The following is a 16,427-nucleotide window of genomic DNA, read 5'->3' as shown; positions in this document are numbered from 1 at the left end:
GGAGGTCCGTTAATGGCTGACATGTATATTCTTTCACCAGATGATCAAGTGCTGACAGTGCTGTCCAGCGACGGACAAGAAGCGTGCAGATTTTGGGATGCCAAATACAAAGAAGAGCTGAATAAAGGTTCTTCTTTTTCTTTTGTAGCTGATGCTTCCCATCCTGATGCACGCTATTTGTTTGAAGAGAATCAGGTTGTTTTTAGAGATAAAGACGGCATTCTCCGATTGTTTGTGATCAAGGAGCTTGACGATACGGACGAAAACTCAGAGGTTAATACACTCGTAACATGTGAAGCTGCCATGATGGAGCTGGCAGAAACCTTTGTGAAAGACTTCCGGCCAACTGACAAAACAGCACAATATGTTCTGGACAATGTACTCGCTCGTTCTCGGTGGGTGGCAGAGGTAAGCGCTGAACTCGGTACAAACTCCACAACTTTTTATAAGAAAACAGCTTTGGAATGTATTGCTGAAGTGATAAACATCTGGGGCGGCGAGCTTCAAGACTCTATCGAGTTTGATGGAAACAAGATTACAAAGAGAATTATCAAGATATTGCCACGACGAGGAAAAGACAGCGGGAAACGCTTTGAGATAGATAAAGATACAGAGAATATCAAAAGGACAGTCATCAGCTACCCATTGACAGCTCTTTGGGGATATGGTGCTTCTATTGCCTCAACAGACGAAGACGGGGAGGAGACGGGCGGTTATTCGCGGTTTATTGACTTCTCAGAAATAGAGTGGAAGAAATCAAAAGGTGATCCTGTTGATAAACCACTGGGTCAGGAATGGGTTGGCGATCCGGACCTATTAAAAAGGCTGGGACGCCTTAAAAACGGTGAATTGATCCATAGAGAAGGGCAATACAACAATGAAGATATAACTGATCCAGCGGAGCTTTTAAAAGAAACATACAACCATCTCATTACGACTGCATCAAAAACTGAGGTGAATTATGAGCTGTCAGTTCAATTGCTTCAGAATGTACCAGGTTATGAGCATGAGCATGTTGAGCTGGGCGATACGACAATTGCCATAGACCGAAATTTTGCTATTCCGATAGAAACGTCGCAGCGCATCATTTCCATGGAATATGACATCACAGACCCGGACAATACCTGCGTAGTGGAAATAGGGCAGTTTTTATCAGTGCTCCAAGGTGATGATCGGATTGATCAGATAGAAAATATACTCGACAAGAATCGTGGTACATGGGAAAGGAAACCAGACGCTGGTGAAGTCACTGACGGCAGTTTCCCGGATAAAAAACCACCGGTTCCGTCAAACGTTGAAGTAAAGTCTTTGTTTCAGAATATCGCTTTAACATGGGACTATGATCCATCTAGTTATATTGCTGCCTATGAAATTTATGCTTCTCAGATCAAGGGGTTCACACCTCTAACAGAAAACAGGATTTTTCGAGGGAAAACAAGCGGATATGAGCATTTTACAGGCGTTAATGAAGTTTGGTATTACCGTCTTCGAGCAATCAATACAAGAGGCACAGCAAGTGATTTTACAGATGAGTTCTCGGCCACTACTCAAAGAATACTGACTGATGATATTTTATTTGGTGCAGTTACAGCAGACCGATTGGCGGACTTGGCGGTAACAGCTGATAAGCTTTCGCGTGATTTTTCAGAGGCTAATATTCTGCCCGGTTCATTGCTGAGAGCAAGCGACATTAACGGTCTTAATAGTGCCAGTATATCTGTTGTGAAAAACGGTGAATACAATGAACTGACAGCAACAAAAACGAAAACAGATAACGCCTTATTCGGAATAAGTACATCACCAAGAAAAACACTTTCTTTAGTAAAGGGCCAGACTTATACCATCTCATTTGAGTTAAAACGGGGTGATATACCTGGCATATCTTATTTGAATTTAAGATCCACCAATACAAGCTCTGAAAATAATCCGATTAATACATCGAGCATTTCGGATCTGACAAATCATCCTCCGGATCAATTTGTTCGTGTTGATTTGTCCTTTGAATCACCATTATCAAGCGACACTATTCATTTGCTGTTAGGTGGGAGCGTTAAAGACGTAACTGCATCAGGATCTTTTTCTATACGGAAACTTCAAATCAGAAGAGGTATTGTAAAGAGAGAATACACCTTCAGCCCTTTTGATGTGCTGTTGACCGATGGTTCAGTTACATCCGATTTTATTGCTAGTGCTGCTATCGGATCGGTTCATATACAAAATGCTGCCATCAATTCAGCAAATATCGCTGATGCTGCAATTACATCAGCTAAAATCGCTGAGGCGGCTGTAGGTACAGCGGCAATTCAAAATGCAGCGATAACAAAAGCACATTTAAAGACAGCGATTATTGACTCTGCGCATATTATTGATGGGGCAATCACCAATGCAAAGGTTGGGAGTTTGTCAGCAGACAAAATCACATCCGGAACAATAAACGCCATTGATATTGTCGGTTCTCTTATACGAGGAGGTCGCTTTGAACCTGTAAGTCAATCAGCTGCCTACAAATCTTATATAGAAGCTGATGAAATTTTTCAACGTTATAACTATAAAACATCGAGTTACCCTACAAGAAGATATGACCAATTGAATATAAAAAGCGGATCTATAGAAATGGTAACGGGTGAAATGGATACTAGTGATAATGACGTGGGAATACTCCGTTATTTAAAATTAAGTGATGGTAAAGTGATTTTAACTGGTGATCAGACACAATCAACATACGCGGGTATAGAAATGTACTGTAATGATTTAGATAACATTGGAAATACTGATGCCTCCGCATACTTGAGAATGAAAATGAATGGCACTGACGTTGCGAGAATGTCTATATTTCCGAGAACCTCAGGGAAATATTTTGATCTATATACAAAAGGCGCTGACTTCACTCAAATACAATCAAAATCTCTGAATATTTTTACTGATAATTCTACTCGAATTGAAAGCTCTCAAGGTACAACCTTTGTAGGTGGTCCAGTTAGCTTACCCAAAAGTACGAAAATGCGAATGGGAGACTCTGGCGGAGAAGAAAAATTAATGGCTTGTGTTATTGATTACACTATTTCTGACATACACGGAGCGTTACAAACAAATGCTTTGGGAATAGTGGTTAACTATGACTTTACTTTTCCGGAAGGGGCTTCAAGTACAGCGGTAGTATCAAGAACTGTAACGCTTCCAAGTTATTATGAAAATGTATTCGCTGTTATTGGTCAGCCATATGGTAGTCATTCAGATCATGTGACATTAGGGGTTACAAACCAATCATCTAGTGGCTTTAATCTATACTTAAGGGGGAAAGGTACATCATCAGGAATAGGAGGGCGAACTATTTCGGCTCGAGTTTTAATCATACATGAACGAGTTTAAAAGGAGAGTAAAATGATAGAAATAACAACTGGCGATTATTCATGGTTTCATGCAGTTACCATTACTCAAACGGAAACGGGAATTGAAATTTCAGAGGGAGTATTGAGACACGGGGAAGATGTATACCCATTAGAAGCTATCTCGTTTGACTTAACACCCGACACTAACTATAACGTTCAATACGATCTATATTTATTGTTAAACTCCGAATTGAATACAGCATCCTATCAACTACACAAAGCATATTTAGATGGGGAATCATTTTGCAACTATGAGGGAGATGAACGATTAATTCACACTGTTATGTCCATTACAGTTTCTCCTACAGGTGAAAGAAGTGGGAGTATGTTGATTTGTGAAAAAAAGGAGAATGAAAATGAAGCTTGAACCAATCGTCCAGAATCCTAAACCAATTCAAAACGATGAAAAGACAACAGTAGAGCAACTAAAAGAGCAAATATTGGATCTTCAAAGAGTATGTAATGTCTTAATGGCGAATCAATCGCAATAATCGGAGGGGAGCCCTATGGAAAGTCGAAGTACACTTTACGGGTTTTTTGAGGATTGTTGGAGAAACGGGACTGTCTTAACTATCGAAATGAAACAAGCTGTCATAGATAAAAGAATAACTCAATCAGAATACGATCAAATTACTGCGATGGAACGCGGCGACGCGTATCCTGATCAAGTATAAAGGAGTGTGATTAGAATGCAAGAAATGACGAAAGAGCAACTTCAGGAACAATTGCAGATTGAAACCTATAAATCTGTCTCTTTACAACAAGAATTGGATCAAAAGAATAGAGAGCTTGCTGAATATAAAGCTCTGTATACCTTTACAGCAAAGAAACGAGATGAGTTGGCACAGCAACTAAATGAAGTGCAATCAGACCAAGACAATGTAAGCGAACCAGAAAGTACACCTGTAAACGCATAGGTGTTTTTATTTTGCCTCAAAGGAGGTGAAATCGCATGAAATAGATAAAAGGGGGGCGTACTAATGTCACAATTGACGGAGGTACCGGATGTGAATGTAATACAAAAAGAGATGGCAGAGTTCAAACTAGAACAAAAATCGCTAGAAAGACGGGTAAGCTCTCTTGAACGATCCTCGGATAGGCAAGACCAGCAAATCATGTCACTTAATGAAAAGCTCAACAAAATTGAAGAGAACACAACTTGGATCAAGCGCACCATAACGGGTGCAATTATCACAGCGATTTCCACCGGAGTTATAGGGGGATTGATCGCTATTTTTTATAACGTGTTGCAACATTAAGGAGGAAAATGACATATGAAAAACTTTGACAAAGGCACAGTTGTTCGGACTGCGCTTCTTTTAATTGCGCTTATCAACCAAACAATGCTGATGTTCGGTAAATCACCCTTGGATATTTCTGATGCACAAGTGAACCAACTGGCGGATGCGCTATACACTGCCGGCTCTCTGATCTTCACTATCGGAACAACACTTGCTGCATGGTTTAAAAACAACTACGTGACGGCAAAAGGACACAAGCAAAAAGCCGTCCTGAAAAATCACGATCTAACCAAATGAGCTGCCAGCTGGCGGCTCTTTCTATTTCAAAAACAGAATAGGAGAGATTTTCATGACAATTGCAGTGAAAAAGAACCTTGTATCAGAAGCAAAATACGCTTTAAAGTGCCCGAATTACTTGGATGCTGAATACATCACCATTCATAATACTTACAATGATGCATCTGCTGCTAACGAGGTCAGCTACATGACCGGAAACACCAGTTCAACGAGTTTTCATTTTGCTGTTGATGACAAAGAGGTTATTCAAGGACTGCCGTTAAATCGCAATGCATGGCATACAGGAGACGGCACAAACGGCCCCGGTAACCGTAAGTCTATCGGCGTTGAAATCTGCTACAGTAAGTCGGGAGGCGCTAAATACTACGCTGCTGAAAAGTTGGCAATCAAGTTTGTGGCGCAACTGCTTAAAGAACGCGCCTGGGGTATTGATCGAGTGAGGAAGCATCAAGATTGGAGCGGAAAGTATTGCCCGCACCGTATTTTGTCAGAGGGAAGGTGGGACGAGGTTAAATCTTCCATTGAAGCAGAATTGAAGGCGCTGGGAGGAAAGACAACTTCTAAACCGTCATCATCTGCGCCTAAAGCTTCTGGGGGCACTTACACAGTCAAAAAAGACGATACTCTTTCTGCAATTGCAAAAGAGCACGGGGTGAGTGTGGCAACCCTGCAAAGTTTGAACGGTATCAAAAACCCGAACTTGATCAAGGTCGGCCAAGTATTAAAGCTCACAGGCTCAAGCACTTCGAGCCCTAAACCAAGCAGCAAAAAAACGTCATATGCGCTGCCCTCTGGTGTCATTAGAGTAACAAGCCCTATGCGAAAAGGGGATGACGTAAGGCGGATTCAAAATGCTCTGGCGTCTCTTTATTTCTACCCGGACAAAGGGGCGAATAATAACGGCATTGACGGCGTGTATGGTCCAAAAACAGCAAATGCAGTCAAACGTTTTCAGTCAGTAAGCGGTCTGACTGCTGACGGCATTTATGGACCGAAAACGAAAGCGAAAATTGAAGAGAAATTGAAGTGAAAAAGAAAATCCCTTCCTTCTAGGAGGGGATTTTTTAACTATTGCTTTTCGAGCGTAAGAGGAATCTTCCTGCCAAGTCAATCAGAATATAAACGACAAAGAAAATGATAATCCAACTGATAAAATCAGCCCATATGTTGTTCAAGTTTAACATACCAGCCTTATCTAATCCTGATTGAATCAGCATTGACACTAACGTCGCAATGAAGACATATACAAACCATGCTTTCAATATTGATCACTCCTAGATGTTATCCGATAAATTTACATACATACTTTGTAACGTCGTTATAATCCTCATATCTTTTACAGAACTCATATCCACCCATATCTAATAGTTTTTTGCCTAACCAAGCTAAGCCAGCACCAGCAAGAACTTTCACAGCCCACCAAATAATAGGAGCAATTGTTGGGTTATTTTTTATTTCTTTTATTGCGCTTACTTGTTGATCATATGTTTCTTTAGCTTGATCAGGTGACAACGATTCTAAATAATTTTTCATTTGGACAGCATCAGCCAATTTGATTCCGGATGCAATAGCTTTTTCAACATCGAAACTGTACTTACTTGTCTCTTTTTCAAATGTAGACGCTTCATAAAAAGCTAATGCCAACTGTTCAGCTGCTTTTTTATCTTGATAATCATTATTTGCCTGTGCAGCTTGAGCTTGTGGAGTGCCAAAGATAGATGCAAAACCCAAAGCTAAAACCAACCCCAAAACAATCGCAAACTTAGCTTTAAAACAACTGATTACACTATTCATTTTTGGTTCTCCTTCCCTTTAAATTTGAAGCAATTAGAGTCTAACATTTCATAACATAATTTTCCATAGTTATAATAAAGTTGGTAGTAAGGTATCATGAACATAAAGTGAAAGGACTTCTTAAGTTGTGTTCTTATGAACTCAAAATTGACATATTGACTAAGAAGAAATTGCTAGTGTATATAAAAAGCCCTACTGTCTGAGTAGGACTTTAAATAATCCATATTTTCTTTATCCCAATAAAGTTCGCCTTTTTGGATCAACTCCTTGCTTAAGCTACCCGAACAGTTAAAAGAGAATCAAATGCAATAAAACATGTATCACCTTTTAAATCCTTCACATGCAGCCTTTGTTTAACTTCATCTATGTAATGAACATGTCCTGTGACTTCTTCAATAAAACCGTCTCTGTATACACTAATGACCAGAACCGAGTTGAATTCCATCGCCTCGCAAATAACACGGGCCATATCTTCCAGTTGGTATTCATCAAGAATGGGTTTTTCAATTTTTCGGACTTGTTCTTTCCTATTTAATAGGGCAGTCCTTTGCTCCGGCAAAATAAATTTTTGTTCCCATCTTTTATCGTAAATACCTTCATTCATTCTGATCAACTCCTTGAATAAATTATATAGGAACAAATGTTCGAAAATCAACCGGAAAAGTATAGGAGGTTCGTAATCATTATGCTATAATCATGCTAAAATGTACCAAATGCAAATGAGGTGGTTTAGTGTTCTTCCAAGAAAATGAAACACAGGAGATCATCAGCTATGAGGAATACCCTTATGCAGTTTACGCAAGGGTTTCGTCAGAGAAAGATGAACAGGTGACATCAATAGCCAACCAAATTGATATTTGCCATCACTGGATAGAAAAAAATAATTATGAATGGAAAGACGAAGCTATACAATTAGATGATGGTATAAGCGGAACAGTGCTGCTTGATCGTAAAGCGATGCAACTCATTTTAGATAAGGCGCAAAAAAGAAAGCTGAAGATGGTTGTTTTTAAATCAATCAGCCGGCTTGCACGTGATCTTAAAGATGCCCTTGAAATTCGTGAGGTTTTATTGGCCCACGGTGTAAGGGTTGTGACGCTCGAAGAGGGCTACGATAGCCTATATGAAGGCAAAAACTCAATGAAATTTGAAATGTTTTCAATGTTTGCAGCCCAATACCCTCAAACAATTTCTGTGGCAGCCAGCGGGGCACTAGCAGCCAAAGCCCGCCGCGGTGAACATTCTGGCCGTGTACCTTTTGGATTTAAGAAAGAAGGTAAATTCCTAGCTATCAATGAAGAAGAAGCAAAAGTTGTTCGTTTTATTTTCGATCTTCATAATAATCATGGATATGGACATAAAAGGATTGTTCTCAAACTTAACGAAGAATTGGCACTCGGAAATATTGTAAAGCCTAAAAAGACCGAGTTTTGGCAGCTGTCCACAGTACAAACAATTTTAAAAAATCCTATTTATTGTGGCGTGTTTATTGCCAATAGACATACTCAAGTCAAAATAGGCGGACGGAAAAAATTCATCCGCAACCCAAAAGAAAAATGGACTGTTTACAAAGACTGGTGCCCTAAGATCATATCAGAAGAAGAGTATGAGAAAGCTAATAACAAAGAACACAAGATGCGTAAAAAGCGTTTTAACCCTCGGAATGAGCTGCGAGGAATGATGAAATGCGGTGTGTGCGGTTGCAATATGGTTGTGCTGCCGTCGTACAAATACAATCAGAAACGTGAGAAGAAAGAGTTTAATTATTTGAAGTGCAGCGCCTATAGACGAGGCGGAACAGCTCTTTGTGTGAACCATGCTCCGATGCAATATAAGGACTTGCGGGCTTTTGTTATAAAAACACTGAAACAAAAGGGCAAAAAGTTAAAACTGGATGTTAAATCTGATTTTGAAGAGCAAAAGAAAAACCGGATCAAGCGAACGAAAATAGAAATTGAAAACGCAGAAAACAAGAAAAAACGTCTAATCGAATTGTACTTGGAAGATCAGCTGATCACTAAGGCGGAATTCCAGGTGAAGCGAAAAGAGCTTGAAGAACAAATTGAAAAACTGAATGATAAGCTGTTCATGCTTGAGCGTGAGGAAGAAGAAACAATCGACATATCAAATATAAAGAATGCATTCGCACAGCTGGAAAGAACTGATCAGGATTTATTCGAAGCATTTTCAGCGCTTATTGATAAGCTTGTAGTATATGAGGATGGAACAGTCGATTTCCATTATAAATTCAAGTGATTGTTATTGTTTTAGTTTGCGATAGATATGCATATCAAATGCCATGCAGAAATTAGGTGTGAAAGGGCGTTCGCAAGCCGTTGTTGAGCTTCTTAGAATGGGTGAGCTAGAGCTTTAATCCTTGCCGGTATTCCTTCTTTTCAGGAGGGAGCCGGTTATTGCTGTTTGTTTGAAAAGTTCCAAATTCCTATATTAAACTTGGATGATACGATATAAAACGAGATTTTCAATTTGCTTTCATTTGCCTAATGTCCCTCTATTTCTCGTCCCGCGAGTCTTGCATTTTCTCTAAAAAAGAAGGAAAATAGACACGGAACGCTTTTGTGCGTAAGAGATCCTTGAGTGAGGGATGGACAAATGACATCAAAACCTTTGGAGCATGTTGCGGACATTGAAAAGTCGCTCCGCCACATCGCCGCGATCATTAAACAAAAAGGAAGAGAAATCCTAAACCAATACGCGATCACGCCGCCGCAATTTGTCGGTCTGCAATGGCTTTATGAATTAGGAGACATGACAATCGGCGAACTATCGGGGAAAATGTATCTGGCATGCAGCACGACGACGGATCTCATCGACCGTATGCAAAAAAATGAGCTTGTCGAGCGGGTAAAGGATCCGGCGGACAGACGTGTCGTCAGGATACACCTTCTGCCTGAAGGAGAACGCATTATCCAAGAGGTCATTACAAAAAGGCAGGAATACCTGCGTGATATGTTCGAAACGTTTACAGATGAAGAAATAGCCATCTTCGAAAAATCATTGATGAAACTGCAGCATGAAATGAAGAGAAAATGAGGCGATTTTGTTGGAACAACCAATAGGAGTCATTGATTCCGGGGTTGGCGGGTTAACCGTTGCAAAGGAAATCATGAGACAGCTACCAAAAGAAAATATAATCTACGTAGGAGATACAAAACGGTGTCCGTACGGGCCGCGTCCTGAAGAAGAAGTGCTTCAATACACGCGGGAGCTGACAAATTATTTGTTGAAAAACCACCACATTAAGATGCTGGTGATCGCCTGCAACACCGCGACAGCAATTGCACTGGAAGACATCCAGCGCGACGTTGATATTCCGGTGGTCGGGGTGATCCAGCCTGGTGCGCGGGCAGCGATAAAAGTGACAGAAAATCAGCATATCGGTGTAATCGGCACAGAAAACACCATTAAGAGCAATGCTTATGAAGAAGCCCTTCTGGCATTAAATGCCGAACTGAAGGTCGAAAATCTTGCCTGTCCGCTGCTTGTGCCGTTTGTGGAAAGCGGAAAGTTTCTGGACAAAACAGCAGACGAGATTGTCAAAACATCATTATCTCCATTAAAAGATACATCGATTGACTCGCTGATTTTAGGCTGCACCCATTATCCTATTTTAAAAGACGCAATTCAAAGATATATGGGAGAGCATGTGAATATTATTTCGTCAGGCGATGAAACAGCCCGGGAAGTGAGTACGATTCTATCGTATAAAGGACTGCTGAATCAATCTCCGTTTACCCCAGATCATCAATTCCTGACTACAGGAGAACGGGATCAGTTTGCGAAAATAGCAGATGACTGGTTTGGCCATGAAGTAGGTCACGTAGAATGCATCTCTTTGCGAGAACCAATTAGAAGATAGTTTTGCCCCGCAACGGCGTGTTGCGGGTTTTTTCTGTTTTTAATGGAATTCATCGGTCTATTTCCCGCAGAGGCTCGTATACATAGTAGTACAAACAGCCTTAGGAGGGAAAAGTATGCTGAAAAAAGGACCTGCAGTCATTGGTGCCACTTGTCTCACCTCTGCCTTGCTTTTATCCGGGTGCGGTTTATTTCAATCCGATAAGACAGCTGAGGAAATCGATCCGCCTCAAGACGTTACATACGTAAATGATGAAGCGGGGACCGATTCAAATACAACAGCAGCCGAAAAAACAAAAAATGAAAAAAGTGATACCGAAAAAGCGAATCAGGACTCTTCTACAGTGATGAGGGAGCTTTATCTCATTGATAAAAGCGGTTATGTCGTTGCGCAAACGATGCCTCTTCCGAAAAGTGAAGGAACGGCTAAGCAGGCGCTTGAATACCTTGTGCAGGGCGGGCCTGTGTCAGAGATTCTGCCGAATGGCTTCAGAGCCGTTTTGCCGGCTGACACAACTGTTAACGTAGACATCAAAAAAGATGGCACTGCTATAGCGGACTTCTCGAAAGAATTTAAAAACTATAAGAAGGAAGATGAACAGAAAATCGTTCAATCGGTGACGTGGACGCTGACTCAATTCAGTTCAATTGATAAAGTAAAGCTGAGAATCAACGGCCATGAACTGAAGGAGATGCCTGTAGGCGGCACGCCGATCTCAGACGATTTAAGCCGTAAGGACGGGATTAATTTGGAAACAGCAGGCGTCAATGATCTCACTGCTACACATCCGCTGACAGTCTACTATTTGGCGGAAACCGATGACAGTGAGTATTACGTGCCGGTAACGAAACGAATTGACAATTCCAAAACAGACGACATTACAGCGGCTATTAATGAACTGGCTGAGGGCCCGAGCAAGGCGAGCGGCCTGTTGACGGATTTCAGCGAAGATGTGAAGCTGGTCAGTAAGCCGAAAATCAAAGATGGACGTGTAACGTTAGATTTTAATCAATCGATTTTCGGAAGCGCCGATGAAAAAACGAAAATGATTTCTTCAGAAGTGCTCAACAGCATTGTGCTGACTTTAACAGAGCAGCCGGATGTAAAAAGCGTATCTGTTAAAGTGAACGGGAAAGCCGAGCTCGTGAACGAAAAAGGCGAAAAACTTTCAGAAGCGGTATCCAGACCGTCTCAAGTGAATACAGGTAGTTTTTAAATTGGGATTTTTGATATACTAGAAAGAAAGAGGTTAGCGTTCCGGCTGCCTCTTTCTTTATTCAATTCCGGGACAAAAATGGTTTATGTACATACAATCGGAGGTAAAACATGAGACATGATGGAAGACAACATGATGAGCTGCGTCCAATTACATTTGATTTGGACTTTATCAGCCATCCGGAAGGGTCTGTTCTAATAACAGCGGGGAATACAAAAGTAATCTGCAACGCATCTGTAGAGGATCGCGTACCGCCGTTTTTGCGGGGCGGAGGCAAAGGCTGGATTACAGCTGAATACAGCATGCTGCCGCGGGCTACAAATCAAAGAACGATCAGAGAATCTTCCAAAGGAAAAATTTCCGGCAGAACGATGGAAATTCAGCGTTTGATCGGCCGCGCGCTTCGGGCAGTCGTTGATTTAGAGAAACTGGGCGAACGTACGATTTGGATTGACTGTGATGTCATTCAGGCGGACGGAGGAACGAGAACGGCTTCCATTACCGGAGCATTTCTTGCCATGGCGATTGCGGTTGGCAAGCTTCTCAAAGCAGGAACGATTAAAACAAACCCGCTCACTGATTACCTGGCAGCGATCTCTGTCGGAATTGATAAAGAGCGGGGAATTTTGTTAGATTTAAATTATGAAGAAGATTCTGCTGCTGAAGTTGATATGAATGTCATCATGACAGGCAGCGGCCGCTTTGTGGAGCTTCAGGGAACAGGGGAAGAGGCAACCTTTTCACGTGAGGATCTGAATGGGCTTCTCGGTCTTGCAGAAAAAGGCATTCAGGAACTGATTGACAAGCAAAAAGAAGTACTGGGCGATTCTCTTCCAGAACTGAAATAATGACAGAAAGGCTTGATCATCATGAAAGAAGCAATTATTGCAACTCACAATCCGGGAAAAGTGAAGGAATTTAAAGAAATCCTTGAGCCGAAAGGGTACGAGGTAAAATCATTAGCTGAAATCGGGTTTACAGATGAAATTGAAGAGACAGGCCATACGTTTGAAGAAAATGCGATTCTAAAAGCGGAAGCGGTGGCGAAAGCAGTGAACAAAATGGTGATTGCAGACGACTCCGGCTTGTCCGTTGATAATTTAGGAGGCCGTCCCGGCGTCTATTCAGCACGTTATGCAGGGGAACAGAAAGATGACCAGGCGAATATCGATAAAGTGCTGAGCGAGCTGAGAGGCATCGAAAAGGAACAGCGTACGGCACGTTTTCGCTGCGCGCTTGCCGTAAGTATTCCGGGAGAGGAAACAAAAACAGTCGAAGGTCATGTTGAAGGGTATATTGCCGAAGAGCCGAGAGGAGAATACGGATTTGGCTATGACCCGATCTTTATCGTCAAAGATAAAGATAAAACTATGGCCGAGCTGACAAGTGATGAAAAAAATAAAATCAGCCACAGGGCTGACGCACTTAAAAAGCTGTCGAAGCTGTTGGAGGCATAAGGGGGAACTTATATATGAACGTGCTGATTATCAGTGACAGCCATGGGCTTGAAGAGGAGCTTCAAACCATAGCGAAACGTCATGAAGCGGATGTTGATCTCATGATTCATTGCGGAGACTCTGAGCTTGAAACCGGCCATCCGGCGTTAGAGCCTTATTCCGTTGTAAAAGGCAATTGTGATTTTATCGGCGATTTTAAGGACGAGCTCCTGCTGACGGCCGGTTCCAAAAAAATATTGGTAACGCACGGACACCTTCATGGTATTAAACAGACCTTATTAAACGTATACTATCGTGCAGAGGAGCTCGGAGCGGATATCATTTGCTTCGGGCATTCACACATCGCAGGAAGCGAAATGCTGCGCGGAAAACTGCTGATTAATCCCGGCAGCATCCGCCTTCCAAGAGTGCGCAGCACAGAAAGCTATGCTATACTGTCTTTAGAAAATGATACAGCAACAGTGCGTTTTTATAACCAAGCAGGCGATGAAATCATTGATTTGCAACACCGGGTAACCCTATGAAATATCACATGAGGAAGAAAATTTTCTTCCTCATGAAAAAAATTCTAAAAAACCGTTGACTTATCATTGCAACCCATATATAATAAATCTTGTCGCTGATAGTTAAAGCGAAAACAAAAAAACAAAACGTGTCCCAGTAGCTCAGCTGGATAGAGCAACGGCCTTCTAAGCCGTCGGTCGGGAGTTCGAATCTCTCCTGGGACGTACCAAGAAAAAACCTCAAATCTTAAAGGATTTGAGGTTTTTGTTTATGATGATTTTTATTTGTTATTTAACGTATCATCATCCAGATCGCGGACATTTCCTTCTTTATTCAGACGCGGTTTTTCTTTTTTCACAGTTTCGGAAATATGTTCGTTTTCTTCGACAGTCCGTTTTCCGACAACCACTTCATCCGTAACAACGGGTTTTTTTGTCACTTCGAGCTTTTCCTCAACGATAGGAACTCTGACCGTTTCTGAGTCATTTACGGGAGAAGCGTCTGCCGTGTTTTCATCCACCGGACGGCGTTCAACGTAAATTTCATCATGTCTTACCGGAATGTCTATATCTCTTTGTTCTGTTTTGACTTCTTTTCCGATTTCCACTTCACCGGTTTGGATATCTTCTTTATCCACTTTCAGCTGTTCTTCTCGAAGCGGCAGGGTCTTTTCTTCTTTTGTTGTATAATCCACTGTCTCATTTGCATTTGCAAAGCCGCCTGAAAGGGCATTGCCGTTATCAATAGGCGTATCTAAGTCTGCGTCTGTATCAACGGCTACGAGAAGCTTTCCGTCATCCAGGTCCTCTTGGTACTTGTCTATTTCGTCATTTGAGATATCCAGATCTGATAATGCTTTGCTGTGTGCGCCTGTATCATCCATTGTGAAATAATCTTTCAGTTTATCGAAAAAGGATTCAGAATCACTATCATTTGCTTCAAGGGCTTGATTTACTTCTGTCCCTGTACGAGATTCGAGATAATCGGTATCCCGGCGATTTGTGACAACAGAAATATCGTCAGAATCATACCCCTTTGTTAGTAAGCCTTCAATCACTGCAATGGTCTCTTGCGGAGTTTCGTATACACCAACTACACTTTTTGTCATATTAATCTCCTCCTCTGTAAAAATAAAATTTTATCGTTCTTGTCGTCTTTAATTCCCGTTACGTTTTAAAATAAACAAAATAGAAAACACTCACAGTTTTCGACAATCGCATAAAGATTAATTTATATTATTTCTTTTTAAAAGAATAAGCTTTTTATTATATGAATTTCCTGAAAAATAAATATTTGGATACAGATATGGAAAAATTTATAGTCATGCCGATATTTGTTATGTGGAAAAACAAATAAAGGAGTGTTATCTTTTGAAAAAATGGTTCATTGTTTTTTTCTTATTCGTGATTACGCTGTTTCAATCGCTCCAAACAGTTAGCGCGGAAACAGTTGAATGGAAAGAAAGAGCAGATTTGCCTGAGCCGCGTGTCGGCGCAAGCAGCGGTGTAGTAGATGGAAAGATATATGTGATAGGTGGCGGGACAGTAAAATCAGGTACTTATGGGAATCAAACGTTTGTCTACGATCCTAAAACAAATGAATGGACAAAAAAAGCGGACATGCCCACGGAGAGGGGAGGAGCTGCGACTGTTACAGTTGACGGTAAAATTTATGTCATGGGTGGAAGGTCAAACGATGGAGTTGTCAAGACAGTAGAAGTATATGATCCAAAAAAAGACACGTGGGAAAAATTGGTTGACTTACCCTTTGAAAAAATGGTTCCAGCCTATAAGATTTATGCAGAAGCTATTGGAAAGAAAATTTATGTTGTAGGTTCTGCAAGTAACTCGTATGCAACGACTTACAGTTATGATCTAGAAACGAAGAAATGGGAGGAAAAACAAAAATTAAATTATGAAGTAACCGGAGCAGTAACCGGAGCTTCTACAGCAGTAATTGATAATAAACTATATATTCTTGGCGGAACTCATTATATACCCCAAATCGTTTATGTTTATGATCCAGAAAAAGACACATGGGCAGAAAATGGTAAAGGATTCACAGCAGGATATTATTCTGCTCTTCCTTATAAAGGAAAAATTCTGATGACTGGAGGTGTAAACCGAATAAAGGTGTACGATCCCAAAAGTCAATCAGTTACAGCTGTGACAAACCCTAAAGTCCCCTACAGAATGGCTCATTCTTCTGCCATTATTGATGATACTCTCTACGTAATCGGTGGAAGAGAGGAAACATCCAGTTTTACTGGAAGTGCATTCTCTAAATTTAAATCAGTTATGTCAATTTCATTAAAGGATTTAAACATACCAACCGATGGGGCTGAGAATCCAGGAGATAAGGATAATGGATCAACAACCCCTTCTGAGGATAATTCAGCAGAAGACGGAGACGCCCTTCTTGTTATTACAATGGTAAACGGTTTGCAAAAAGAGTACCAGCTGTCCATGAAAGAAGTGAACGGTTTCCTCAAATGGTATAAGCAGCGTGATGCTGGAGAGGGACCGGGCTTTTATGAAATTGATGAGCATGACAACAACAAAGGGCCTTTTGAAAGTAAAAAGGATTATGTTGTGTTTAAAAATATTTTGATGTATGAAGTGAATAAATATAAATAATAATTCAATCATC

At 41.0% G+C, this 16,427-nt stretch carries 19 protein-coding genes, 1 tRNA gene and 1 pseudogene; 18 read left to right on the top strand and 3 right to left on the bottom strand.

Features of this window, described 5'->3' with window-relative positions; all coding sequences use genetic code 11:
• Window positions 1–12 precede the first annotated feature (12 nt).
• From NYE43_RS14165 to NYE43_RS14130, 8 genes are all read left to right on the top strand, one after another.
• On the top strand, window positions 13–3,369 hold the full coding sequence (locus NYE43_RS14165) for a phage tail spike protein (protein ID WP_341062135.1): 3,357 nt from the start codon (window positions 13–15) through the stop codon (window positions 3,367–3,369).
• 12 nt (window positions 3,370–3,381) lie between these two features.
• Window positions 3,382–3,756, top strand: coding sequence for a hypothetical protein (locus NYE43_RS14160; protein ID WP_341062134.1), 375 nt, complete (start codon window positions 3,382–3,384; stop codon window positions 3,754–3,756).
• Window positions 3,746–3,880 carry a hypothetical protein gene (locus NYE43_RS14155; RefSeq protein WP_318751921.1) on the top strand — a complete coding sequence of 45 codons (135 nt, stop codon included), beginning with the start codon at window positions 3,746–3,748 and terminating at the stop codon, window positions 3,878–3,880. Before NYE43_RS14160 ends, NYE43_RS14155 begins: the two co-directional genes overlap by 11 nt.
• A 15-nt stretch (window positions 3,881–3,895) precedes the next feature.
• Window positions 3,896–4,063 carry an XkdX family protein gene (locus tag NYE43_RS14150; RefSeq protein WP_268284761.1) on the top strand — a complete coding sequence of 56 codons (168 nt, stop codon included), beginning with the start codon at window positions 3,896–3,898 and terminating at the stop codon, window positions 4,061–4,063.
• 15 nt (window positions 4,064–4,078) lie between these two features.
• Window positions 4,079–4,306: a hypothetical protein gene (locus NYE43_RS14145; protein WP_341062133.1), complete on the top strand. Its 228-nt coding sequence runs from the start codon at window positions 4,079–4,081 to the stop codon at window positions 4,304–4,306.
• Window positions 4,307–4,369: 63 nt separating this feature from the next.
• Complete coding sequence (locus NYE43_RS14140) at window positions 4,370–4,648, top strand: hemolysin XhlA family protein (protein ID WP_326219115.1); 279 nt, start codon at window positions 4,370–4,372, stop codon at window positions 4,646–4,648.
• Between the two features lie 15 nt (window positions 4,649–4,663).
• Window positions 4,664–4,927, top strand: a complete 264-nt coding sequence (locus tag NYE43_RS14135) for a phage holin (RefSeq protein ID WP_341062132.1) — start codon at window positions 4,664–4,666, stop codon at window positions 4,925–4,927.
• Window positions 4,928–4,979: 52 nt separating this feature from the next.
• Entirely contained in the window at window positions 4,980–5,957 is a 978-nt protein-coding gene (locus NYE43_RS14130; RefSeq protein WP_341062131.1) for an N-acetylmuramoyl-L-alanine amidase, read from the top strand.
• Window positions 5,958–6,208: 251 nt separating this feature from the next.
• On the opposite strand, the gene NYE43_RS14125 is transcribed toward NYE43_RS14130, so the two are convergent.
• Window positions 6,209–6,721, bottom strand: a complete 513-nt coding sequence (locus NYE43_RS14125; RefSeq protein WP_341062130.1) for a hypothetical protein — start codon at window positions 6,719–6,721, stop codon at window positions 6,209–6,211.
• Window positions 6,722–6,992: 271 nt separating this feature from the next.
• Window positions 6,993–7,325 carry a YolD-like family protein gene (locus NYE43_RS14120; RefSeq protein WP_341062129.1) on the bottom strand — a complete coding sequence of 111 codons (333 nt, stop codon included), beginning with the start codon at window positions 7,323–7,325 and terminating at the stop codon, window positions 6,993–6,995.
• 128 nt (window positions 7,326–7,453) lie between these two features.
• Here NYE43_RS14120 and NYE43_RS14115 point away from each other — a divergent pair, with 128 nt between their 5' ends.
• The 9 genes and pseudogenes from NYE43_RS14115 (at window position 7,454) to NYE43_RS14075 (ending at window position 14,002) form a co-directional block, all read left to right on the top strand.
• A complete protein-coding gene (locus NYE43_RS14115; RefSeq protein ID WP_341062127.1) occupies window positions 7,454–8,977 on the top strand; it encodes a recombinase family protein in 1,524 nt (507 codons plus the stop codon).
• A 31-nt stretch (window positions 8,978–9,008) separates the two neighbouring features.
• Window positions 9,009–9,095 (top strand): annotated as a pseudogene (gerE, locus tag NYE43_RS14110) (spore germination transcription factor GerE); the annotation flags it as partial.
• A gap of 239 nt (window positions 9,096–9,334) precedes the next feature.
• Window positions 9,335–9,775, top strand: coding sequence for a MarR family winged helix-turn-helix transcriptional regulator (locus NYE43_RS14105; protein ID WP_003222521.1), 441 nt, complete (start codon window positions 9,335–9,337; stop codon window positions 9,773–9,775).
• Window positions 9,776–9,782: 7 nt separating this feature from the next.
• A complete protein-coding gene (gene racE / locus NYE43_RS14100; RefSeq protein WP_081638350.1) occupies window positions 9,783–10,601 on the top strand; it encodes a glutamate racemase in 819 nt (272 codons plus the stop codon).
• A 115-nt stretch (window positions 10,602–10,716) separates the two neighbouring features.
• Window positions 10,717–11,817: a GerMN domain-containing protein gene (locus NYE43_RS14095; RefSeq protein WP_341062126.1), complete on the top strand. Its 1,101-nt coding sequence runs from the start codon at window positions 10,717–10,719 to the stop codon at window positions 11,815–11,817.
• A gap of 110 nt (window positions 11,818–11,927) precedes the next feature.
• Complete coding sequence (rph, locus tag NYE43_RS14090; RefSeq protein ID WP_106022190.1) at window positions 11,928–12,665, top strand: ribonuclease PH; 738 nt, start codon at window positions 11,928–11,930, stop codon at window positions 12,663–12,665.
• A gap of 12 nt (window positions 12,666–12,677) precedes the next feature.
• Window positions 12,678–13,274, top strand: a complete 597-nt coding sequence (locus NYE43_RS14085) for an XTP/dITP diphosphatase (RefSeq protein ID WP_101863450.1) — start codon at window positions 12,678–12,680, stop codon at window positions 13,272–13,274.
• A gap of 14 nt (window positions 13,275–13,288) precedes the next feature.
• Window positions 13,289–13,798 carry a YfcE family phosphodiesterase gene (locus NYE43_RS14080; RefSeq protein ID WP_024122391.1) on the top strand — a complete coding sequence of 170 codons (510 nt, stop codon included), beginning with the start codon at window positions 13,289–13,291 and terminating at the stop codon, window positions 13,796–13,798.
• Between the two features lie 130 nt (window positions 13,799–13,928).
• Window positions 13,929–14,002: transfer RNA gene (locus NYE43_RS14075), tRNA-Arg, on the top strand.
• A gap of 56 nt (window positions 14,003–14,058) precedes the next feature.
• Here NYE43_RS14075 and NYE43_RS14070 read toward each other — a convergent pair.
• Window positions 14,059–14,886 carry a YsnF/AvaK domain-containing protein gene (locus NYE43_RS14070; protein ID WP_341062125.1) on the bottom strand — a complete coding sequence of 276 codons (828 nt, stop codon included), beginning with the start codon at window positions 14,884–14,886 and terminating at the stop codon, window positions 14,059–14,061.
• A gap of 262 nt (window positions 14,887–15,148) precedes the next feature.
• Here NYE43_RS14070 and NYE43_RS14065 point away from each other — a divergent pair, with 262 nt between their 5' ends.
• Entirely contained in the window at window positions 15,149–16,414 is a 1,266-nt protein-coding gene (locus tag NYE43_RS14065) for a Kelch repeat-containing protein (protein WP_341062124.1), read from the top strand.
• Window positions 16,415–16,427: the final 13 nt, after the last annotated feature.

Origin of the sequence: Bacillus sp. FSL R5-0434, from assembly GCF_038004745.1 — a bacterium.
GTDB lineage: Bacteria > Bacillota > Bacilli > Bacillales > Bacillaceae > Bacillus > Bacillus halotolerans.
The sequence above is the reverse complement of the archived record's forward strand: the minus strand, read 5'-3'. Positions and strand labels throughout refer to the sequence as shown.